General features: G+C 67.7%; 18 protein-coding genes. 4 read left to right on the top strand and 14 right to left on the bottom strand.

Annotated features, from left to right (window positions below):
• Positions 1–11: 11 nt before the first annotated feature.
• The 3 genes from ON34_RS04060 to eccD are packed head-to-tail and all read right to left on the bottom strand — an operon-like array spanning position 12 to position 7,010.
• Positions 12–4,112 (bottom strand): type VII secretion protein EccC, encoded by a 4,101-nt coding sequence (locus ON34_RS04060; protein ID WP_040774481.1) that lies wholly within the window; start codon positions 4,110–4,112, stop codon positions 12–14.
• 2 nt (positions 4,113–4,114) lie between these two features.
• On the bottom strand, positions 4,115–5,518 hold the full coding sequence (gene mycP / locus ON34_RS04055) for a type VII secretion-associated serine protease mycosin (RefSeq protein WP_040774479.1): 1,404 nt from the start codon (positions 5,516–5,518) through the stop codon (positions 4,115–4,117).
• Between the two features lie 19 nt (positions 5,519–5,537).
• Positions 5,538–7,010, bottom strand: a complete 1,473-nt coding sequence (gene eccD / locus ON34_RS04050; RefSeq protein ID WP_040774477.1) for a type VII secretion integral membrane protein EccD — start codon at positions 7,008–7,010, stop codon at positions 5,538–5,540.
• 121 nt (positions 7,011–7,131) lie between these two features.
• Here eccD and eccA point away from each other — a divergent pair, with 121 nt between their 5' ends.
• On the top strand, positions 7,132–8,952 hold the full coding sequence (gene eccA / locus ON34_RS04045) for a type VII secretion AAA-ATPase EccA (protein WP_040774475.1): 1,821 nt from the start codon (positions 7,132–7,134) through the stop codon (positions 8,950–8,952).
• A gap of 37 nt (positions 8,953–8,989) precedes the next feature.
• Here the strand turns inward: eccA and eccB are convergent, their stop codons facing one another.
• Positions 8,990–10,441 carry a type VII secretion protein EccB gene (gene eccB / locus ON34_RS04040; RefSeq protein WP_040774474.1) on the bottom strand — a complete coding sequence of 484 codons (1,452 nt, stop codon included), beginning with the start codon at positions 10,439–10,441 and terminating at the stop codon, positions 8,990–8,992.
• A gap of 96 nt (positions 10,442–10,537) precedes the next feature.
• Here eccB and eccE point away from each other — a divergent pair, with 96 nt between their 5' ends.
• Complete coding sequence (gene eccE / locus ON34_RS04035; protein WP_040774473.1) at positions 10,538–12,262, top strand: type VII secretion protein EccE; 1,725 nt, start codon at positions 10,538–10,540, stop codon at positions 12,260–12,262.
• A gap of 81 nt (positions 12,263–12,343) precedes the next feature.
• Here the strand turns inward: eccE and ON34_RS04030 are convergent, their stop codons facing one another.
• The 10 genes from ON34_RS04030 to ON34_RS03985 form a co-directional block, all read right to left on the bottom strand.
• Complete coding sequence (locus tag ON34_RS04030; RefSeq protein WP_040774472.1) at positions 12,344–12,628, bottom strand: hypothetical protein; 285 nt, start codon at positions 12,626–12,628, stop codon at positions 12,344–12,346.
• Positions 12,629–12,663: 35 nt separating this feature from the next.
• Positions 12,664–12,960 (bottom strand): WXG100 family type VII secretion target, encoded by a 297-nt coding sequence (locus tag ON34_RS04025; RefSeq protein WP_040774471.1) that lies wholly within the window; start codon positions 12,958–12,960, stop codon positions 12,664–12,666.
• 82 nt (positions 12,961–13,042) lie between these two features.
• A complete protein-coding gene (locus ON34_RS04020) occupies positions 13,043–13,834 on the bottom strand; it encodes an ESX secretion-associated protein EspG (RefSeq protein ID WP_040774470.1) in 792 nt (263 codons plus the stop codon).
• Positions 13,835–13,859: 25 nt separating this feature from the next.
• A complete protein-coding gene (locus ON34_RS04015) occupies positions 13,860–14,834 on the bottom strand; it encodes a PPE domain-containing protein (RefSeq protein WP_040774468.1) in 975 nt (324 codons plus the stop codon).
• A 15-nt stretch (positions 14,835–14,849) separates the two neighbouring features.
• Complete coding sequence (locus tag ON34_RS04010) at positions 14,850–15,143, bottom strand: PE family protein (protein ID WP_040774466.1); 294 nt, start codon at positions 15,141–15,143, stop codon at positions 14,850–14,852.
• Positions 15,144–15,155: 12 nt separating this feature from the next.
• The gene (locus ON34_RS37365) at positions 15,156–15,359 is read right to left on the bottom strand and encodes a hypothetical protein (protein ID WP_245547876.1); all 204 of its coding nucleotides are present in this window, start codon (positions 15,357–15,359) and stop codon (positions 15,156–15,158) included.
• A 131-nt stretch (positions 15,360–15,490) separates the two neighbouring features.
• The gene (locus tag ON34_RS04000) at positions 15,491–16,426 is read right to left on the bottom strand and encodes a hypothetical protein (protein WP_040774462.1); all 936 of its coding nucleotides are present in this window, start codon (positions 16,424–16,426) and stop codon (positions 15,491–15,493) included.
• Complete coding sequence (locus ON34_RS03995) at positions 16,423–16,740, bottom strand: type VII secretion target (protein ID WP_040774460.1); 318 nt, start codon at positions 16,738–16,740, stop codon at positions 16,423–16,425. Before ON34_RS03995 ends, ON34_RS04000 begins: the two co-directional genes overlap by 4 nt.
• Before the next feature lie 125 nt (positions 16,741–16,865).
• A complete protein-coding gene (locus ON34_RS03990; RefSeq protein WP_040774458.1) occupies positions 16,866–17,171 on the bottom strand; it encodes a YbaB/EbfC family nucleoid-associated protein in 306 nt (101 codons plus the stop codon).
• A 13-nt stretch (positions 17,172–17,184) separates the two neighbouring features.
• Positions 17,185–17,511: a hypothetical protein gene (locus tag ON34_RS03985; protein ID WP_245547875.1), complete on the bottom strand. Its 327-nt coding sequence runs from the start codon at positions 17,509–17,511 to the stop codon at positions 17,185–17,187.
• Positions 17,512–17,736: 225 nt separating this feature from the next.
• On the opposite strand from ON34_RS03985, the gene ON34_RS03980 reads away from it, so the two are divergent.
• Positions 17,737–19,641 carry a hypothetical protein gene (locus ON34_RS03980; protein ID WP_157172166.1) on the top strand — a complete coding sequence of 635 codons (1,905 nt, stop codon included), beginning with the start codon at positions 17,737–17,739 and terminating at the stop codon, positions 19,639–19,641.
• Entirely contained in the window at positions 19,638–20,423 is a 786-nt protein-coding gene (locus ON34_RS03975) for an ESX secretion-associated protein EspG (protein WP_040774452.1), read from the top strand. The genes ON34_RS03980 and ON34_RS03975 overlap by 4 nt, the downstream gene beginning before the upstream one ends.
• Positions 20,424–20,536: the final 113 nt, after the last annotated feature.

Genomic DNA, 20,536 nt, shown 5'->3' with positions numbered 1-20,536 from the left:
CAGCCCGCGGTTTACAGCGGTGGCAGGTAGGCGATCTGGATCATCTCCGGTTCCCTGCTGCGCGAGATGAGGGTGCCCCGGCCCGGTGGAAGCTTGGTCGAACGGACGTCGCCGAGGAACTTGCCCTCGTCCTTGGGCGCGCTCATCAGCAGCGCGTCGACCGAGATCTCCTTCATCCGGCCGAGCACCTTGTCGTACAGTGCCCGCGAGGCGCCGCCGGAGCGCCGGGTGACGATGAGGTGCATGCCGATGTCGCGCGCCTGGGGGAGGAATTCCAGCAGCGGTTCCAACGGGTTCTGGCCGACGGCGACCATGTCGTAGTCGTCGACGACGATGTAGATCTCCGGCCCGCTCCACCAACTGCGCTCCCGCAGCTGCTTCGGCGTGATGTCCGAGCCCGGAATGCGCTTGGCGAGATAGCCCGCGACTTCTTTGATCATCCCGACCGAGGTCTGCGACGAGGTCGAATAGCCCGCCAGTTGGTCGCCTTCGAGCACACCGAGCATGGTGCGCCGGTAGTCGATGAGGATCACCCTGGCCTGGTCGGCGGTCGAGTTCTCCGCGATGCCGAGCACGATGTTGCGCAGCAGGGTGGTCTTGCCGCATTCCACGTCGGCGAAGGCCATGAAATGCGGCTGGGCACCGAAATCGAGGACCAGCGGCTGCAATTCGGACTCGCCGAGGCCGACGACGACGCGGGTCGGCCCTTGTTCGATACCACGCGCACGCGCGGCGGCGAGGACCTGTTCGCGCGGAATCTCCATGGGCAGCATCCGCACCTCGGGGGCGCGCCTGCCGCCGTAGAGCTCGTTGAGCTGCTGTTTGGCGGCGCCGACACCGTCGGGCATGGTCCGCGGGTCGGAGTCGGAATCCAGCCGCGGCAACGCGATCAGCATGTGCAGCCGGTCGGGCGTCAGGCCGCGGCCGGGACGCCCCACCGGGACGAGCACCGCGGTGCGCCGGTCCATCTCGGAATCCGCGGGGTCGCCGAGGCGCAACTCCAGCCGGGTGCCGATCAGATCCTTGACGGCGGGCCGGATCTCCGCCCAGCGATTGGCCGAGACCATGAGGTGGATGCCGTAGGACAGACCCTGCGCGGCCAACGCGTTGAACGCCGGTTCCAGCACGTCGAATTCCGCGCGAATGGTGGGCCAGCCGTCGACGACCAGGAACACGTCGCCGAACAGGTCCTCCGACAGCGGGTCGGCGGCGCGCTCGGCCTCGGTCATCATGGCCAGTTCGGCCTTGCGCCTGCGGAACTCATGGATCGACTCGATGCCCAGTTCGCGGAAGCGTTCCTCGCGCTGGTGCAGCAGCGTGGTCATCTCGGCGATGGTGCGCCGCACCCGGTCGACCTCGAGCCGGCTGGCGACCGATCCGACGTGCGGCAGGTCGGCCAAGCCCGCCAGGGTGCCGCCACCGAAGTCCAAACAGTAGAACTGCACCTGCTCGGGCGTGTGCGTGGCCGCCGCGGCCATGATGACAGTACGCAGGGTGGTCGACTTGCCGGACTGCGGACCGCCGACCACGGCCAGATTGCCCTGTCCACCCGACAGATCGATGACCAGCACGTCGCGACGCTGCTCGTAGGGCTTGTCGATGACGCCGATCGGCAGCCACAGCTGACCGTGCCGGTTCACCGGGGACTTCCAGTCCGGGTCGGGCAGCAGCATGTCCACCGAGGGAGATTCGTCCAGCGGCGGCAGCCAGACCTCGTGCGCGGGCCTGCCGTGACCGGTCAGGCGTCCGACCACCACTTGCAGCAAGGTCGCAGGCACCGCCTCGACCGGCCGGGCAACCTCGACCGGTTCCTCCGCTAGGTCGAGTTCGCCGGGCGGGGGCGGCAGCTCGAGCGATCCAGGAGGCGGGGGCAGCTCAGGAAGCCTCTGCGGGGTGGCGCTTTCGGCGCGGGTGGCCTGCTCCCGCTCCTCCACCGTGCTCGCCGTGAACACCACCGGTGATTGTCCGCCGACCGCGCGGCCGTCCACCTGCTGGCTGCCACGCGGCGAAACATAGGGCCCGGACACGTAGGCCGCGTTGAACCGCAGCGGGTCGTCCGCGTCGCTCTTGAGGTAGGCCGAACCGGGCACGCTCGGCAGGTGATAGGCGTCGGTGATACCGAGCACCGCACGGGATTCGTTGGCCGAGAAGGTGCGCAGACCGATGCGATAGGACAGGTGACTGTCCAGCCCGCGCAGCTTGTTCTCCTCCAAGCGCTGCGAGGCGAGCAGCAGATGCACCCGCAACGAGCGGCCGAGGCGGCCGATCATCACGAACAGGTCGGCGAAATCCGGCTTCTGCGAGAGCAGTTCGGAAAACTCGTCGACGACGACGAACAGCGCGGGCAGCGGATCGAGCTGAGCCCCTGCGGCCCGCGCCTTCTCGTACTCGGTGACGTTGGCGAAATTGCCCGCTGAGCGGAGCAGTTCCTGGCGCCGGTTCATCTCGCCGGACAGGGCGTCCTTCATACGGTCGACCATCGAGAGTTCTTCCTCGAGGTTGGTGATCACCGCGGCGACGTGCGGCAGCGATTCCAGGCCGAGGAAGGTCGCGCCGCCTTTGAAGTCGACCAGCACGAGGTTGAGCAGGTCCGGCGAATGGGTGGTGACCAGCGAGAGCACCAGGGTGCGCAGGAACTCGGATTTGCCCGAACCCGTCGCGCCGATGCACAACCCGTGCGGGCCCATGCCGTTCTCGGCGGCCTCCTTGATGTCGATCTCCACCGGCGTGCCATCCGGGGTGACGCCGATCGGCACACGTAGTCGCTCCCGGTCACTGCGCGGGCGCCACACCACGGCCGGGTCGATCTGGGCCGCGTCGGGCACCTTCAGCAGCGCCATCAGGCCCGGGACCGCACGGGTCTCGTCACCGAGGCTGACGATCTGCGCCGCGGTCGCCACTCGGAAGCGGGCCAAGTCGCGCGCCAGCGCGGTAGCCTCGGCGATGCTCACCGAGTCCGCGGTCGCGAACCGTTCGGTGCCCGCAGCGGATTTCGCGGCCACCCAGCCGTCGGCGACGACCAGTTGCAGGCCGCGGCGAACGGCCAGGCCGGACTGCGGCGCGGTCAGGTCGAGCACGGTGACCGAGTCCAGGCCCGCGTCGCTGACGATCCGCTCGGTGCCGCTGACGAAGCCGTCGTCGATGATGACAAGGAGATGGACGCGGCCTGCGGTCGGCTGCGCGTTGCGCATGAACCGGCCGCGTTCGAGCAGCTCGGCGGCCATGGCGGTTTCGAGTTCGCTCAGCGACTGATACATCATGCGCGCTGATCCGATACCGTCACGATCGACCGGATGCTGCAAGTGCGGCAGCCATTTCGCCCAGGACCAATTCGGGCCGTCGGGGTCCGCGCAGATGATGGCGACGGCCGTGTGGTCGGGCCCGTGGAACGCGGTGAACTCCATCAGCATCGACCGCGCCAGCATGCGCGTCTGTGCCGGGGCGCCCTCGATATTGATCGCGGGGAACGCGCGCAGCGAGATCGCGGTCGGCAGGTTGTGCACCACCGAATGGGTGCGCACGAAACGACGCAGCGCCACCGTCGACACCGGCTCCAGATCCTCCAGCGGGCCGGTTTCCGGCCTGGCCAGCTTGGTCGCCAACCGGTGACTGCCGACGCCGACGCGCACGTGCCCGAAATCCGGGTCGTTGGGGCGGCGCTCCCACATGCGCCGGGTTCCGACCAGCGACTGGAGGTCGGCCGGATCCGGATGGCTCCACAGCAGCGCGTCCAGCTGCGCGCGCCCGGTCTTGCGGACGTCCTTGCGCACCTGGTCCAGGTATCGGAAGTAGTCCTTGCGTTCCTCGTTGAGTTCGGCGGCCTTCTTCGGGCCACCGCCGCCGCGAAATCCGGCCATCATGCCGACCATCGACATGATCATCATCATCGGGAACATCATCATGAACGGATTGGCCAGCAGGCTGCGGCCCAGCATGACCATCATCGCGATCATGCCGACGACCGCGACGACCATCACGACCGGCATGAGCTTCAACAGCAGGCCGGTCGGTATCGGACGGGGGATCTCCGGCGGCGCGGTCAGCGCCACCTCGCCACCCGGCGCCCGGGGCGGCGCGATACGCGGTCGGCGCACGAATCCTTCGGTAGCCATGTCTACTGTCCTTCTCCGGTCTCGGCCGGGTCGAGCCGGCCCTGCGCTCGGCGGAACGGGATGGATACCACGTATCCGATGCCGAGCAGAGCGAGCAGCGCAATGGTGCCGATGGTGGCGACGCGGCGCGGTGTCGCGTCGACATACGGGGGCGGCGGAGGCGGCGGAATCGCCCGCGCCACATCGGCTCCCGCGTTCACCGGGCGTTCGGGCAATTGCGCGGTCAGCGCGGCAAGCGGGTCGATCAGGCCGTACCCGATCCGGTCGTCGCGTCCGGAGCCGGGTTGCTGAGCCGTGCGGGTGATCCGGTCGATCACCTGCTGCGCCGACAGTTCGGGGAACCTGGCGCGCACCAGCGCGGCCAGTCCGGACACGTACGCACTGGAAAAGCTCGTCCCGTCAATGGCTCCGACACCCTCGCTGGTCTGCACCGAGTCGACCAGACCTGCGCCGCCCGGCTTGCTGTCCAGTGAGACGATATTGCGTCCCGGCGCGGCGACCCCCACCCACGGACCGTGGATCGAGAACGGCGAGGGCGTGCCGTCGGCTTCCACCGAGGCGACCGCGAGCACGTGGGGCGCGAACCACGCGGGGCTCACCGCGGTCTGCACCGCGCCCCATCCGGTGCCTTCGTTCTGGACACCACATGACCCGCCCTGCTGGATATTCCCCGCGGCAGCCACTACGACCACATTTCGTTCGTAGGCAGCTTTCACTGCCGCACCGAGCGCGGCGTCGGCCGAGTCCGTGCCGACAGGCGAACAGGCGACCTCGGAAATATTGATCACGGTGGCGCCCATGTCCACCGCACGCATGACCGCGGCGGCCAGCGTCAGCACGTTGCCGTACCCCGCGCTGGCGATCTTTCCCGGGACGTCCGAACGGGTACGGTCCTTGGCCTCGTAAGCCAGACTCAACTGCCGAATGGCCAGAATCTCGGCGTCCGGGGCGACGCCGGAGAACGCATCGTCCGGGCTGGGCCGCGCGGCGATCAACCCGGCAACGAGGGTCCCGTGGCCGTCGCAGTCGACGGTGCCGTCGGAGTCGGAGACGAAATCGCCGCCTGGTTGCAGCGCGGGCAGCCGCGGATGCCGGTTCACGCCGGTGTCGATCACCGCGACCTTCTGCCCGGCGCCACGGCTGAACTCCCAGGCCGCTGGCAAGTCCAGAATCCGTTGCGGCAGTGGCACATCCCGCGGCGGGCCGGCACCTAGCAGCGGCTCGGCACACACCGAGCGCTGTTCGGTCTCGTCCGGCGGACCGCCCCTCGCATTCACCGCGATCGCGGCGCCCAGCGCGCCGTCATCGATGGCAGGCGGTCCGATCGCGACGGCCCGGGCGGGCTGCGCGAGGCAACTGAGTCCGAGCATCAGCACCACACTGGCCAGCCGTAGCGGAACGCTCATCGCCACAACCACTCCACGATCACAGATTTCTTGCCGCTGAATACAAGTCCAGGACCCATAGCACCAGCGGGACCACCGTCACGATCAGCAGATATTCGAAGATCTCACCGGCTCGCCTTGCCACCGGCGACATCTCGGTGTGTGGCGCGATGACACCGAAGCCGACCATCGCCGTCGCGACCGCGAGCAGAATTCCCGCGATCGGCACCAACCACGACGGATGCCCCACCCCGACGGCGATGCCGACCGCGACCAGCGTGGCCGCGCCGCCGGCGATCAGCGTGGCCGCCTGGACCAGGTCCGCGAACGCCCGGCCGCGCAAGCACAGGATCAGCCCGACGACGACGGCCAGCGCGATGCCATGCCAGCGCGCCTGCCCCAACGGGTCGACAGCGAGCACCGCGCCCACCGCGGCGGCGAGCGAACTGCCCAGCAACATGCCGGATTGGTACTGGTTGGCGGCTTTTGCGCGCAGTTCGAGACCGACCGCGGACGGTAGGGCCGTAGCGCCGATCGCGCCGATGTCCGCGATGGTGGGACGCGGCTCGTGATCGGCCGGGTCGATCGCACCGCCCGCGGTGGGCACCGGCGGCACGGGCAGACGCGCGGCCGCGACCGCCAGCCGCGGCGCCATCGTGATCATGATCAGCGCCGCGACCAGAACACCCGCCGCGATCTTCGGCGTCCCGACCTCCCACACCATCCGCACCAGCGCGGCGAAACCGGCGAACAGCGCGGTGGTGACGGCCGCCGCGCACAGCAACGCGCCTACACCGGTGCTGCTGTAGACGATGATGGCCACGACCAGTGCGGTGGCCGAGGCGAGCAGCAGGTGTGGACTGCCCATCTCGTTGGGGACGAAGAACGCCGCGGCGGCGAAGAACAGCGCGATCGCATCCAGCGACAGCAGCGTCGCGGTGACCGTGGCCTGGTATTTCCGCACGCCGATCACTGCGGCAACCACAGCGGCCGATCCGACGCCAGCGGGCAGGAATCCGATCGCGAAGCTCGCGCCGTCGTCCTTGGCCGCAGCCAGCAGACCGAGCGCGGCGAGCACACCGACCAGCGCAGCGATCAGGCCCATCCAACGGGCCGCCACCGCCGACCAGCTCTGGAACGCCTCCGCCGTCAACCGGGACACCGCGTCGATCACGTCGTCGAACAGGGCGGGCGCTTCCTTCGCCGTTACCGATCGCAAGACCAGCAGCTCGCCGTCGAAGACCTCGGCGTCGGTCAGCGTCTGGTTGGGCGGAATCGGATCGCGGCCGATCCTGGCGAGGGTCCAGTGTTCGGTGCGCAGTGGAGCGCCCTCGTCGTGCTCGGTGAGATCTGGAGTACGGGACTCGATCAGCTCGACCACATCGGTGATGAAAGCGGCGATCGGAATGGTGGCCGGCAGCCCCAGATCCAGCTGGGTGTTGCCGCCGATCACCGAGACCCGGCACAGTTCCGGATCAGCGGCAGCCAAGCCGCTGGTCGACGACTCGGTCACTAGCTTGAAGTCTCCCTGGATCGACTATGTCCTGCATGGCAACGCACTCAATCTATACCGCTGTCTCCCGGTATGCTGAGCGAGAACTGGCAAATACCGTAAGCTTTGGGGACTAACCTGCATGACCGGCAACCGCCAAGCACAACGCGCCTTCGACGCCGGCGTCTTGTCATTGGGTCTCAGTATCGACGGGCAGGAATCCACTCGGGACCTGGACTATGCCAAGCTCGCATTCACCAGGGCAACCGAATGGGATCCCGGTATGTGCGATGCGTGGCTCGGCCGCGCCGCCGCGGGCGAGGTCACCCGCGAGGTTCTGTTCAATCTCTATAAGACCAGCTCGACCACCCTTTTTCGGGAACAGCGCAGGCTCGGTCTGCAGCCGAGGGAACTCGCGGGCCGATTCGTGATCGGCCAGTTCATCGACTATCCACTGGCCAGCTACACCGAAATCTGGCTCGCCCAGGCCGCGCAGCTGATCAGCGACGGCGACTACGACGAGGCCGAGCGTGTGCTCGACGAGCTGGCCGCGTATCGCAAAGCCCAGCTCTCCCAGCCCGACAAGGAGCTCGACGATCGCATCTGCGCGTATGTGCGCGCGGTGCTGCACTATCAGACCCAGCGGTGGCCCGATGTGATGACCGTGCTGGCCGGGTCCGCGGAGTGGGATGATCCGTATATGGCGGCCGCCGCGCACGTCATGGTCGGCACCGCCTGTGCGCAGCTCGGGCTCTTCGGCGAGGCGATCCGCCGGATGGAGCAGGCCGAACAGGGGCCGATCCCCGCCGCGGCCACCACCGCCCGGTTCTGCCGCGGGCTGTGCCTGCGCGAAACAGGCAACGAGGACGAGGCACAGGCGCTGTTCGAGAAGGTGTTCTCCGAAGCACCGGATTTCGAGGCCAACACCCTGGCGATGCGGGACCGCAAATACCGCATCACGGTGACCACGAAGGAACAGATCGACGCACGCACCAACCGCTGGGATCCGGCCTCGGGCCCCTCGGCCGAGCAGCTCGGGCGTGAGGAACGCGACGACAAAGCCAAGCAGATCCTCGAGGCGGCGCGCGCCGAACTCGATGCGCAGATCGGCCTCGCCGCCGTGAAGACTCAGGTGGCCAAGCTGCAGGCGACCGCACAGCTGGCCAAGATCCGCGCCCAGAAGGGCATGGCCAGCGTGCCGCGCGGTCAGCATCTGGCCTTCACCGGCCCGCCGGGTACCGGTAAAACCACCATCGCCAGGGTGGTTGCCAAGATCTACTGCGGGCTCGGGCTGTTGAAGACCGACCGTCTCGTGGAGGCCAAACGCGCCGACTTCGTCGGCCAGCACCTCGGCAGCACCGCGATCAAGACGTCCAAGCTGATCGACAGCGCAATGGACGGCGTGCTTTTCATCGACGAGGCCTACACGCTCATCCAGACCGGCCTGCAGGGCGGCGACGCATTCGGTCGCGAAGCGGTGGACACGCTGCTGGCCAGGATGGAAGATGACCGGGACCGGCTCGTGGTCATCATCGCCGGCTACGACGGCGAGATCGATCGTCTGCTCGCCGCCAACGACGGTCTGGCCTCCAGGTTCGCCAAGCGGGTGAAGTTCGACTCCTACACCCCGACCGAGCTCGGCGAGATCGGTCAGTTCATCGCGCGGAAACGGGATTCCGAGGTCTCTGAGGAGGCGCTCGCGCTGCTGGTGGCGGCCTGTGCCGAGCTGTACGAGAAGGAGAGCACCGACCAGAGCGGCCAGCCGCGCCGCGGCATCGACGTGGCGGGCAACGGCCGCTTCATCAGGAACGTGATCGAGGCCGCCGAAGAGGAGCGGGAATTCCGGCTGGCCAGCGACGAATCCCTGGACCTGACCACCTTGGACGAGTCGGTGCTCATGCGCATCGAAGCCGAAGACATGCGCAACGCACTCACGAATGTCCTCAGCACAATAGGCCGTTAGCTGTGTTGCGGTGTGCCGATTCGGGCGGGCGGCTGGGCTAACCGCCGGTCGGCAGCGTGTCGTGGCTCATGAGCGCGTCCTTGGGCGAGAGCGTCGGGCCCGGCACCAGCTGGCCGACGATCGGCCACGGGGCCAGCCGCGGCTTGGATTCCAGGCCGAGCACCGCGGCGGTCTCGACGTCCGGGACACCGTAGCGAACACCGTTATCGCCCACGTAGAACAACGTGCCGCGCCGGGCGCTATCCGGATCGATGCCGGTGACCTGGACGTATTCGCCGGTGCTCGGTGGAATGAAGGCCGCGTCCACCCGATTCCCCGCCCCGTCCGCCGTGGCCAACTCGACCGGCTTGGCCGAAGCGGCCAGTGGCAGCTTACGGCCGGCCAGGATGGACACCGTCGCCGCCGGATCGTCGGCGCCTCTGGACCAGGACATGCATCCGACCGGAGCGTCCTCGGCCGCTAGGATCTTCGGCGTCTCCCGCGGAAAGTGGTCAACTGGAAGCCGGTCGAGCACCGGGACACCGATGAGCCGGTCCGGCGGCACCGTGGTGATCTCGCTCATGCCTTGGGAGTTCGTGTTCCGGATGACCTGCGCGGCGAACGGCGACACGCGCTGCACACCGTCCGCGAGCACCACATAGAGCTCTTCGGAGTCCACCCCGCGCACCCGCACCACGGCGCCGACCGGCACGCCGGACAGCTTGCCCGGTCCGGCCTCGCCGACCCGCTCGATCTGCGGCGGCGCAAGGGCGGCAACCTGGGTCGCGGCGTTCAACAGGCCGGTGCTGATCGGCCGCGGCTGGTAGGCGCGCAGATTCAGCGACTGGGCCATGACCGAATCCCGCGTATCGACCTCCGCACGGTTGCCGTCGAACAACAGGAAGGTCTTGCCCTCCCTGGACACCAACAGCGCCTCACCGGCGCCGAGTGGCCGGGCAACGCTGTCCGCGGCGGTTTCCAGACCGCCCGCGATCACCGTGGTCGTCGCCCCGGGCGAGCGGGCCGCACTGCCCGCAGCGGATAGCTGCACCGCATCGCACAGTGTCCAGATCGACCGTTGCCCGGCGGAGGACCCGGGCAGGGACGCCGGCGCGCCGGGGATGCCGAGCAGCGGGCCGCGCGGCAATGCGGCCAACTTGGATTCCTTGACCGAGGTCGGCGCCTCACTGCTCTGAGTGATCAGCCGCGCCGAGGCCAGATTCAGCACCGGATGGAGGGTGTCGCCGACGACCGCGTAGAGGGCGCCGCTCTCCTTGGCCATCACGATCTTCGCGTCGTCGACCGAGCCCTGCGGTCGCAGGAACGCCAGGATCGCGGCGCCCGCCACGACCAGCATGCCCAGCACCGCGCCGACGACCAGGGAACGGGACTGCGAGCGCATCGGATCGTGCAGCATCCGCACGTCCCGGCGCACCAGTGCGTGTTCATAGCGGCGCAACAGGAATCGATAGCCGTTGACTTGGGCACGCGTGGTCAACTGTGTCGGCACGAATCCTCCGAAACGGGACGCGGGTGGATCTGGGTGCGACAAGGTCGCGCGGCTCTACAGTAGCGAAGCCGTGGATGTTCGGTCCATGATGAGCCCATGGCGTCAACAACGGCCGACCAGGCCGCAGAGGTTTCGGCTCTGTCGCTGCACTCACGACAATTCTGGTTGTACCGGATGTTTCCGCTTCGCCTGGTACTTCCCGTCCTGCTGCTGGCCATCACGGTTGCGCTGGTGGCGGTGGTGTTCGATGCGCCGACCTATGCCGCGGTCGCGGGCGGCGCGCTGATCGTGCTGATCGGGTTGGTGCCGCGGCGCGGAAAATGCCTCGCGGCGTTCCTCGCCCAAGAATTCGCTTTCCGGTGGCATGCGTTTCGCCATCGTTCGACAGCGGTCAGCCATGCGCCGTTCGACGTGCCGCTGCCCGACGGGGGCAGCTACGGCATGCGCTGGGACGGTTCCCGCGTGATCACCATGCTGCGGATCGATGCGCAGCCGCGCAGCGTCACGCTGCTCAGCCCGAGCGGCCTGAACACCGGCGAAATGGTTCCGCTCCCCGAGATCGCGCGCTGCCTGCACCAATTCGACATCGGACTGGACTCGATCGACGTCATCAGCACCGGCTCGCGCACGTCCGACGCGGGCCAGGTGGCCCGGCTCTACGAGCAGATCCTCGGACCGCTGCCCGCCGTCGCGCACCGCACAGTGTGGGTCGTGCTGCGGCTGGACCCGCTGGCCAACGCGCCCGCGGTGGACCGGCGCGGCGGCGGCTCCGCGGGAACACTACGGTCGGCGATCGTGGCCACCCGGCGGGTCGCGAACCGCCTTGCTGCGCGCAACCTCACCGTGTCGGTATTGTCGGCCGCCGAGATCACCGCGGCGGTGCACGAATTGACCCGCGGCGCCGCCCTCGATCGACTCACCGAGACCCAGCACAGCGTCGAGCACGACGGCATCCACTCCGCCACCTACCGGATGGCGCCGGAGGCACTCGGTCCACGCGGGCTCGCCGAGGTCTGGGCGACGCCGAGCTTGGCGACCACAGTGACATTGCGCCTGCGGCAGGCAGAGGGCGCCACCACGCGACCCCAGGACACCGGGCCCGCCACTATTTCGGTGACCGCCACGGTTCGTTTCGATTCGCGCGACCGGCCCGTAGCAGTGAAAATCCCCGGCCTGCTGCCCATGTCGGGCAAACACCGCCGCGCCTTGCTCGAAAACCTGCCGATCGCCACCCAGGGTCCGGAATTGCCGATCGACAGCTACTTCGGCACACCGGAGTCCGTGGCCGATCTGGTCACCCCGATCACCGGCTGCGGGCAGGTGGTCGGCGCCGACTCCTCCGGCCAGGGTGTGGCACTGCCGCTGGTCGGCCAGTATGTGCGGCGGGTCGAGATCATCGGTGCGCTGCTCATCGCCAAGCAGGTGATCCTGCGGGCAATCGCGTTGGGCGCCACCGTGGTCGTGCACACCAACCGGCACGAGGCGTGGCGCTCGATGGTGGCGCACGTCGACGCACCGCAGTCGCTGTCGCTGGCGTCCTGGTCGGCAGGCTCCCAGCAGGCGAGTTCGTACCGGTCGGCCACAGTGTTCGTCTACGACGGCATTCCGCCGTCCACGCACCATTCCGACGCAACCGTTATGGTGCTGCGGTCACACCGGGATGGCAGTTACAACTTCGATGCCGAAGTCACGTTGATCGAGGATCCCGAAACCGCGAATCTGGTTACCGTGCGGACCGCGACCGGGACCACCACCGTCTACATGGTCGCCACCCCCGCAGAGATGAACTACCTCGGCACGCCGGTGGCGCTGTCGTACTAACTGCCCAGCACCGATTCGCGGACCGTCGAGCGGCCCGATCGCTTTACCGCGAACGGGCCGCTCGTAGTTCAGCGATGTGGCTCAGGCGAAGCTCTGGTACACCTTCAGGTCGGCATGCTGGGCGTTGCCGAGCGCGCGGTCGACCGCGTCGCGCAGGGCCTCCAGTTTGTCGGCCGTGTCGCTGAACTCGTTCTTCCAAGCCGTGTGCGCGACGGCGAAACCCTGAGCAGACTCGTTGTCCTCCCATGCCACGTTGATCAGCTTCGAAGCCGCGGCCTCCAAATTGGAGATCTGGGTCTGCAAGTTCTTGTAGTGACCGTCGAGCTGCTCGATCAGCGGAACCAGGTATTTGGGGTCGTAAAGCATGTCGGATCCTTTCGAATGAGATGGTCGGCGCCGCGCTAGACCAGATTGGTGAACGAGTCGACGTTCTCGGCGTCGATGTTGGTCTTCGTCTGCCCACCCTCGAAGATCTTCGAGGTCATGTCGTCCAGCTTGTTGTTCAAGCGGCCGCCTTCGTCCTGCCACGCCTCGGCGGCCTTGCCACACGCGCTGTTGGCGTCGCCCTGCCAGCCCGGCTTTGCGGCCTCGATGTCGAGGCCGATGTTGCTGATCGTCTTCTTGATCTCCCCGACCGCTGTCATGAATTCGTTCACCACATCGGCGGCGGCGGCATCGTCGAGACTTACCTTGCTCATTTCTTGACCTTTCTTCGTCTGTCGTTATGCATGTTGGTTGACGTTGCCCGGATTTCGCACACAGCTCTCGACGACGCGCGAGCTAGGGCATCCACCTTCCTCCGGGCAGGGATTCGATCAGCGCCGAAATCGCCTGCGCGATCCGGTGATCGGAGCCCGGTGTGAAGGTGGACCAGACCCGCAGGTCCGCAGCGGCGCCGGGGCTCGCCGCGATACGACCCCGTGCGGTGTCGTAGACGGCTACCGCCCCGGACGATCGGAAGCTCGCCCCGTCCTCGTGGACGTAGGCGACGATCTCGGCGTGTGCGTGGCAGCTGGACATGGCGAGACCGAATTCGATCGCGTCCCGCTCGTCGACTATGCCGAGCCCATACAACGCCTGGGTGAATTCACTCGATGAGGTTGCGCTGTCGAGGCGTTCGCGCAGTTCGTCCGCCGGTGCGCTGAAGCTGGCGATCTCGGCGGGCGGGCACGCGCCGAGCGCGGCGAGCACCGGGCGCGCAAGCGTGGCGCCGTCGTCGTCGGCCCAGTCCGTGCGGATTTCGAAGGTGTCGCCGGTCCGGACGGCCACCGCGTGCTCGCTGCCCCGGCGTGCCAAGCAGACACGCACCGGACCCTTTTCGCTATAGATGCGAGCCACCAGCTCGCGCTCGGGCTGGGCCAGGGTCCGCAACGCGGCGGCGAGTTCGGGGGCGAGTTCGTCGTAACGGTCGACGAGGCCGGACGAGCGCAAGCCGGAGAGGGCCTGCCGCTGCGCTTCCTGCCATGCCTCGGCCGAATCATGCTGGGGGCCGACACCGAGTATCAGGGGTAGTGTCTGTACGCCGAGCAGGCCGGACGCGACGAGCAGGCCGTCGTTGGTCATCGTCGGCATGTCGCTCTCCTGCCACGCGGGGCAATCATGACGATGCCTCGGTCGGCGCCGATTCCGGTCGCGCCTGCTCGGGTGCCGCGCCGAGCACCGGCGGAGCAGCGTCGAAACCCGCCTCGATCTGCAGGCCCTCGCCGGGCCGCGGTGCGGCGGCCGCTGCGGCGCGCATGGTGCGTTCCGTTTCGCCCGCGCCCATGCCGGGAGCCATCGCGCCCGGCATCATCCGGCTCGCCGTGTTGTCGGTGACGACCGGAGCCGGTTCCACCGGAACGACTTCCGGCGCTGCGACCGCTTGCGATACCGTCTGCGCGTGGTAGGCCGTCTTCGCCCGCGGCATCGATAGCCCGCTCAGGTTCGGCATGCCACCGAAGCGAGGGACCATGGGAGCGGCCGTTGCCGCCGTCGTCTGGGCTGCGGCTGTCTCGGCTTCCAGCGCGGCGGCCGTCGCGATCACCGGCGGATGCTGTTGTTGCCACGGCATGGCCAGCGGGGTCGCGGCCGCCTCGTAGCTTTGCATGACGCGAGCGGCGTTGGCCTTGGCCATATCCTGCTCGGAATCAACCTGGGCGGCGGCCGCAACCAGTGGTGCGCCGAGCGCGGCTCCCGCCTGCTCGATTCCGCGCTTCGCCGCTTCCAGGGCGGCGATCTCGGCGACGTGCGGCATCGCCATGCGCGCCACCTCGTGTGCGACGGCCTGCGCGCCTGCCTTGGCAGCGTTCTGGCTCGCCGCCGCCGCGGCGTCGACCAGCCAGTCACGCAGCTTTGTGATGCGCTCGAGCACGGCTTCGCTCTCGCCGGACCGCCACGATTCGCGGATTTTCGCCACGATCTGTTCGTACTCGACCACGGCCGCACCGAAACTCGCGGCCAGCTTCGCCCATGCCTTGCTTGCGTCGGCCATCGGCGCCGCGCCGGGTCCCGTGGTCAGATCCCGCGCCAATTGTTCGGTTGGCCTGGCCTGCCAGACCACACCGGTGAACCCGATTACCGGTGGTTCGACCATACGCGCCGCCCCGTGTCAGCTCGCCCCGAAACCGGCGGCATTGTCGTCCTCCATCCGCACCAGCACATCGGTGTGGGAGCGCAACGCGGCGGCCAGCTTTCGGATCTCGAGCACGCCCGCAGACGCGGCCTCGTCATAAGAGGACGCGACCCCACGCAACGTCTCCGCGGCACGGCCGGACACTTCGTCCAAGCCTGCCGGTTCGACGGCGAGCGCGGGCAGGCTCTGGCGCAGGTCGCTGTCCAGACGCGCCGCGAGGGCATCCAGGTCGGCGGCGGACTTGCGGGCCTGGGTCGGATCGAATTCCATGACGTCCTCCTGTCAGAGGGTGAGCGACTTGTCCGGTGGCTCGGAGTCCAGTGGTTCGGAGATGTGGTCGGCGGCGCCGACCACCGGCACCGAGGCACCCTCGATCTCGCCGACAACCTCATTTCCGTGCTGCCCGGTGACCAGCATGCCGCGCATGCCTTCGGTCGACTGCTCGCCCCCACGGGCCATGCCCGCAGCGCCCGCGGCGCCTGCCATCGGCATCATGCTCGGGGCGGCACTCATGCCACGCGCGGCCGAAGCGGACGTGGTCGACACAGTTTCGGCCGCAGGCACACTCGCTGCCGCAGCGCCGAGCGGTCCGGCCGCGCGCACGCCCGACCACGAGCTCAACTGGCGCGCGGGGGCCCCGCCGCACCGCCGGGACCTGCCCCGATCGGGCCAGCGCCGGCGCCGGCCACCTCGTCACCGGCCTTCAGTGGGTTCCGGTCCTTTTCGCCGTCCGCGATCGACTTCGGCACGTTGAACGCGGTCTGCGCGGCCTGCAGTGCCTGCCCACCGGTGGTCGCCAGCTGCGTCAGCGGCCCCACCAGCTGCATGATCTGCGAAACCGTCTGCATCGGGTCCACGTTCTTCGGCGCGTTGGTGACCGGCACCTTCTGCCCGGTCTGCGTCATCGCCGCGCTGTGCACGGTGAGTTCGCCGCGAGTCTTGGCGACGACAGCCGTTGCTTCGGCAAGTGTTTCGGTGGTCAGCGCGACCACGAACAGCTGGCCGCCCGGCGTCCCGAGGAACGGCGCCGAGGCAGCGAGCGAGGTCATGAATTTCGCGATGATCGCCGCCATCATGGTCGCGCCTTGGAACACCGATCCCGCAGCCGCCGTGACACCCGCGGAGGTCGCCGCGCTCTGGCTCCCGACCGCCGCGCCGTCGGTCGCCGCCTGCCCGGCCTTCTCCGCTGCCGCGGTTGCGCCCATGCCCTGCCACAGCTGCATCACCATTTGCATTGCCGTGGTGCCGAGCGACACCGCGGTCTGCACCACGGAGGAGACTTGGGAAAACACCTGCGCCGGATCGAGCTGCGGCACGGCGGGCAACTGCCCCGTGCCGAAGCTGCTCGCCACATCGGTCAGCGGCTTGGCCAGTAAGGAGAGGTCGATCACCGGAAGCGGAGGAAACTCGGGCAGCGGCGGAAGACCCGAGATCTCCGGCAGCGGCGGCAATCCCATGTCCTTCAGGACATCGTTGACCGGCCGGTCGAGCATGGGACCCGCCGCGCTCTGGCGTAGCAGGTTCAGGACGGACTCGTCGAGCGGTGCGGTCATAACGACTTGGTTACCGTCCCGAAGTCGTTGGCCGAGGCGTCATCGGTCAGGTCGTAGGTAGCGGCGCTCTCGTGCGCCGCCACCGCGGTCATCGCGTGCACATGCGCCAGTTCCGCCACCGACATCATATTGTTGGCCTGCGCAACGGCGAAGGCGGCCAGGAAATCCTGTCCGATCAGCCCGAACACCGGAATGGCCGCGGCGATGGTGGCCGCCTGATTCGCCGCGCCTGCTACCGCGACATCAACAGCCATGGCCGCCGAAGCCTCTCCATACCGGCGGATGGCATCAGAAGCTACAACAATCTCGTTCATCGGGAACCTCCGCTGCCGGTAGACGATTGGTCCGGTCCGCCCAATGTACCTGATCGCCAGATGCGCAGCTCAGCGCCGAATTCCCCAGCACTGGCAAGTCGCCGACGCCCCCTGCGAACCTCCGGCTATCTGTCCTCGGCGGCTTCTTCATTGAAGCCGGTCACCAGTGCGCCACGTTCGGCAAACGCGCGGTGAGCCGCCGCAGCCGCTGTGCTCACCAAGATCTGCTCGAACTCGGCGGGTGACAGTTCGGCAATTCTGTTGGACAGTTGGAGATCCACCAGCGCGCCGTTGCCGTCGACCACGGCCGTGACAGCGCCGTCGGTCGAGGTCTCGCGCACCCGGACCGCGGCCATCCGGTCGGCCAGGTCGCGCAGCCGCTCGAGCTGGCGGTGTACTCGCGCCTCCAGCGCGTCCATTGCCTCGTTCATCCGACTGCCTCGTTCACACCGACCTCAGCCAGCTCTGCGGCTCGACCTCGTACTCGGCCTCGTCCACCAGTTCTTGGCGTGCAACATCTTCCGGCTTGGGCAAACCGGTCAATGCCAGAACATCGCTGGTCAGCCCGGCCTGCACCAATTCAGCCCTGCGGGCTAGCCCGGCACGGTTCGCCGATTGTTTGCACAGCCTGAGAATTTCGCCCGCCAACGCCTCGGGATCCCGCCGCAACTCCGCACGCTCGATCGTGATACCGACCGGCAGTCCCTGTTCGGTGGTCGCAACCGAGATCGAACCACTCTTGGACGCTGCTTTCCACATGGCATCCCTCATCCGCTCGTCTTATCAGAAGTGTACGACCCCTACCAACCAGATATCGCCGGCCGATCCGGCGGCGGAGCACGCCGCGCGGACCGAACCGCGAAAGGCCTGGCTCATCTCGATCACGCGGTAGCTGCACGCTGACCGTGGCTTGCCCGTATCAGGGACATGGGTAACGATTGATGGCGGGCAACCGTGACGGTCCCGGTGGTGCCGAGATAGTCAGGAGTACGACGCGTGACACAGAAAGATAACGATCTCCCCACCGGACCTCCCGCGCCGGAACCGTTGCCGATGCCCAACAATCCGTGGCCCGAGCTCAAGAAGCGGGCGGACCAGGCGAAGGATCCGCTGAAGTTCGAGCAGCAGGCCGCCGTGGACCTGGCGACCGCCACGGCGAACACCATCACCAACATGAGGTTGATGCGTCGGAACGCCGAGACGGTCATCAATTTGACCGACTTCGCGCCTCCACCCCTGGTGTCCGGTGCTGCTCTCGCGAAGAAGTTTTCCGGCCGAGGTGAAGAAATGCGGCGGATCATCGAGGCACACTTGGACATCCTCCAGGACATGATGGACACCATCATCGCCGCGGGCAAGAATTACGACGCCGGTGAGCAGGACAACGAGGCGTTGTTCGACAACATCTCGCCGACCTTCAAAGCGCCAGTTTTTCCCGGCGATTCCAAGACGCCGAGGTTCGACTGGAAGAGCGAGAAGAGCTTCAAGGACGGACATCCGGTCATCGGGGACGTCCCGAAAAGCTTGCGGAGCCGTGCCATCGAATTCTTGCCGTCGAGTATCTGGGCCGAGAGCAAGAAGCAGAGTTGGCACACACTGTACAGCCTGGGCCAGCACATCAAGAACAACTATGTTGCCGAAATATTAGCCGACGCGGCCGGAGAATGGGACTTCATGGGCCGGAAGGTTCAGGAGTACTTTTCCGAATTGCTCAACCGCGTGGACTCGGTCACCGCCGAGCAGTGGACAGGAACCGGCGCGGCGACTGCGGTGGCCGCCATCAAGAATTACGCCGACGGCATCAAGCCATTACAGGAAAGCCTGTTCCAGGTCCGCGACATCATCCGGTATACCGCCCGCTGGCTGGACGCACAGGCCGGAGCCACACCGACGGAGGCGACCAATCCGGCGGAGAAGGACCCGAAGGCCGACGATTGGCTCCCGTATTACCAGAACATGTTCGGTGACATTTACGTCAAGGGCATGGAGCAGTCGGCCACGCACGTGCCGAACCTTGTCTATCCCGCCGCGTCATTCAAGGGCGTTCCCCCACTCCCCGGGACCAAACCCGCCGGTGGCGGGAAGGGCAAGCCCGAGAGCGGTAGCGGCACTCAAACCGGCCCCGGCCCCGGCGTTACCAGGCCCGGTCCCGGTCCCGGTCCCGGTTACAGCCTCGCCAGCAGTCCGGGACCAGGTCCCGGATACGCCCAGACGCAGGAGTCGCAGCGCCAGGAGCGACTGCAGCGTCAAGCGGACGTAGCCGCGCGCAAACAGCAGCAGGAGGCGCTCGCGTTCCAACGGGAGCAGCAGGCGGACGCCAGGCGACAGCAGGCGGAGGCGGCCAAGTACCAACGGCAGCAGCAGGCAGAGGCCAAGCGGCAGCAGGAGCAGCAGGCCGCCGACCAAGCCGCCCAACAGAGTCAGCAAGCGATGCAGCAGGCCATGCAAGCCGGCCAGCAGGCGGTGCAGCAGGCGGCGCAGGCCGCGCAGCAAGCCGCGCAGGAGGCCGCGCAGAAGGAGCTTGCGAGCAAACAACTCGCGGGACTGCCGGGTCTTCCAGGGCTGGACCCCGCGACCGGCCTGCCCAAGGGTGCGGCCGGCCCGGGACCAGGCCCAGGACTGGCGAGTTCCCCGCTGGCCAAGGACCTGGTCCAAGCGTCCAAGCTGTTTCCACGCGCGGACGCCGCGGTCACGGCCGCAGGTACGGCGGCAGGCCGGGCAGGCATGGCGCCCATGGCCGGTACGCCGGGCTCGCCTGGCTCGCCGGGTGCGGCGGGCCGCGGCGCCGGCGGCGAGGCGGGCAACCAGCACAAGCGGCTGGCCGGGCTCCAGTCGTCCGAGCACTTGGAGGAGGCGCTCGGTGACGCGCCGCGCGTGGTCAAACCCGTGGTCGAGAAATGAACCGCACCTGGCGATTCACCGATCTCGAGTTCGACGCCCTGTGGTCTCGGGCCCGGGCCGACTCGTTGCCTCGGCCGTTCGCGACGGTCACCGATATTCCCTATGAGGAGGACTACCAGCGCGAATTGCACCGGATCCGAGAGCAATGGCGGTTCACCGGCGACCCCGCCTTCGACCAGATATGCGCTGACGTGGTCGAACCGGACCTCAGCCTGATTGTGCGAGGCATCGACGGTCAGGATTCGCAAAACCCGAAGGGCAGCATTCGAAAGCTCGCGGTCCGCCGGAAAGATCGCGGCTATCTGTTGACCCAGCTGCCGGGCAGAACCGTCGAGCACAGCGGCGGTTTCACGGTGACCGAATGCGATCCACTGTCGCTGGCCTCCGTCGTGGTGGCCGAACTGCCGGATGTCGGGGCGGGCAAGCGCGGCCGCGTCACCTTGCCCATGCCGAAGGAAGACAGCGAGATGGACCACAGCTACGGCGCGTCGGAGCTGTGGGACTCCTTCGAAGACACCAACCAGCAGGCTGCCGAATGGTTTCAGAGCGCAGTGCCGACTACGCTTGGGGCTATCGGCGTCTGCCAGGGCATCTCGGTGTACGGCCCGCGTGGACGGGTGAGCCGCTGGCTCGAATGGCGGGACCTACCTGACGACGGCAGATATGTGATCGGGGCAGACCTCCCGCCGGTCGCCGAACCAGCGGACGCCAAACGCTTCACCGCCATGATCAACGCAGAGATAGCCACCGTGATCCGTGTCATCAAGGATGAGCGAAGGTAGTCGCGAAACCGGGCCTAGCCATCGGCTCGCGGTCGCCTGACTTGCGCCGGATCGATCTCGGCTCCAGAAGCTTCCCGTCGTCGCGGTGCGCTGTCCGGGCGCGGGTCGCGATC

It is taken from the genome of Nocardia pneumoniae NBRC 100136, from assembly GCF_000308755.1.
Taxonomy (GTDB): Bacteria; Actinomycetota; Actinomycetes; order Mycobacteriales; family Mycobacteriaceae; genus Nocardia; species Nocardia pneumoniae.
Note: the sequence above shows the minus strand (reverse complement) of the source record. Positions and strands in the feature narration are given on the sequence as shown.

Coding starts and splice junctions, on each gene's coding strand:
- ON34_RS37365 (WP_245547876.1), bottom strand. CDS start 15,359: ATGGCAGGCGCCGCGGGCGCTGCGGGCATGGCCCGTGGGGGCGAGCAG.
- ON34_RS03990 (WP_040774458.1), bottom strand. CDS start 17,171: ATGAACGAGGCAATGGACGCGCTGGAGGCGCGAGTACACCGCCAGCTC.
- ON34_RS04060 (WP_040774481.1), bottom strand. CDS start 4,112: ATGGCTACCGAAGGATTCGTGCGCCGACCGCGTATCGCGCCGCCCCGG.
- eccA (WP_040774475.1), top strand. CDS start 7,132: ATGACCGGCAACCGCCAAGCACAACGCGCCTTCGACGCCGGCGTCTTG.
- ON34_RS03985 (WP_245547875.1), bottom strand. CDS start 17,511: ATGAGGGATGCCATGTGGAAAGCAGCGTCCAAGAGTGGTTCGATCTCG.
- ON34_RS04000 (WP_040774462.1), bottom strand. CDS start 16,426: ATGACCGCACCGCTCGACGAGTCCGTCCTGAACCTGCTACGCCAGAGC.
- eccE (WP_040774473.1), top strand. CDS start 10,538: ATGGCGTCAACAACGGCCGACCAGGCCGCAGAGGTTTCGGCTCTGTCG.
- ON34_RS04025 (WP_040774471.1), bottom strand. CDS start 12,960: ATGAGCAAGGTAAGTCTCGACGATGCCGCCGCCGCCGATGTGGTGAAC.
- mycP (WP_040774479.1), bottom strand. CDS start 5,518: ATGAGCGTTCCGCTACGGCTGGCCAGTGTGGTGCTGATGCTCGGACTC.
- ON34_RS04010 (WP_040774466.1), bottom strand. CDS start 15,143: ATGGAATTCGATCCGACCCAGGCCCGCAAGTCCGCCGCCGACCTGGAT.
- ON34_RS04020 (WP_040774470.1), bottom strand. CDS start 13,834: ATGCCGACGATGACCAACGACGGCCTGCTCGTCGCGTCCGGCCTGCTC.
- ON34_RS03995 (WP_040774460.1), bottom strand. CDS start 16,740: ATGAACGAGATTGTTGTAGCTTCTGATGCCATCCGCCGGTATGGAGAG.
- ON34_RS04015 (WP_040774468.1), bottom strand. CDS start 14,834: ATGGTCGAACCACCGGTAATCGGGTTCACCGGTGTGGTCTGGCAGGCC.
- ON34_RS04030 (WP_040774472.1), bottom strand. CDS start 12,628: ATGCTTTACGACCCCAAATACCTGGTTCCGCTGATCGAGCAGCTCGAC.
- ON34_RS03975 (WP_040774452.1), top strand. CDS start 19,638: ATGAACCGCACCTGGCGATTCACCGATCTCGAGTTCGACGCCCTGTGG.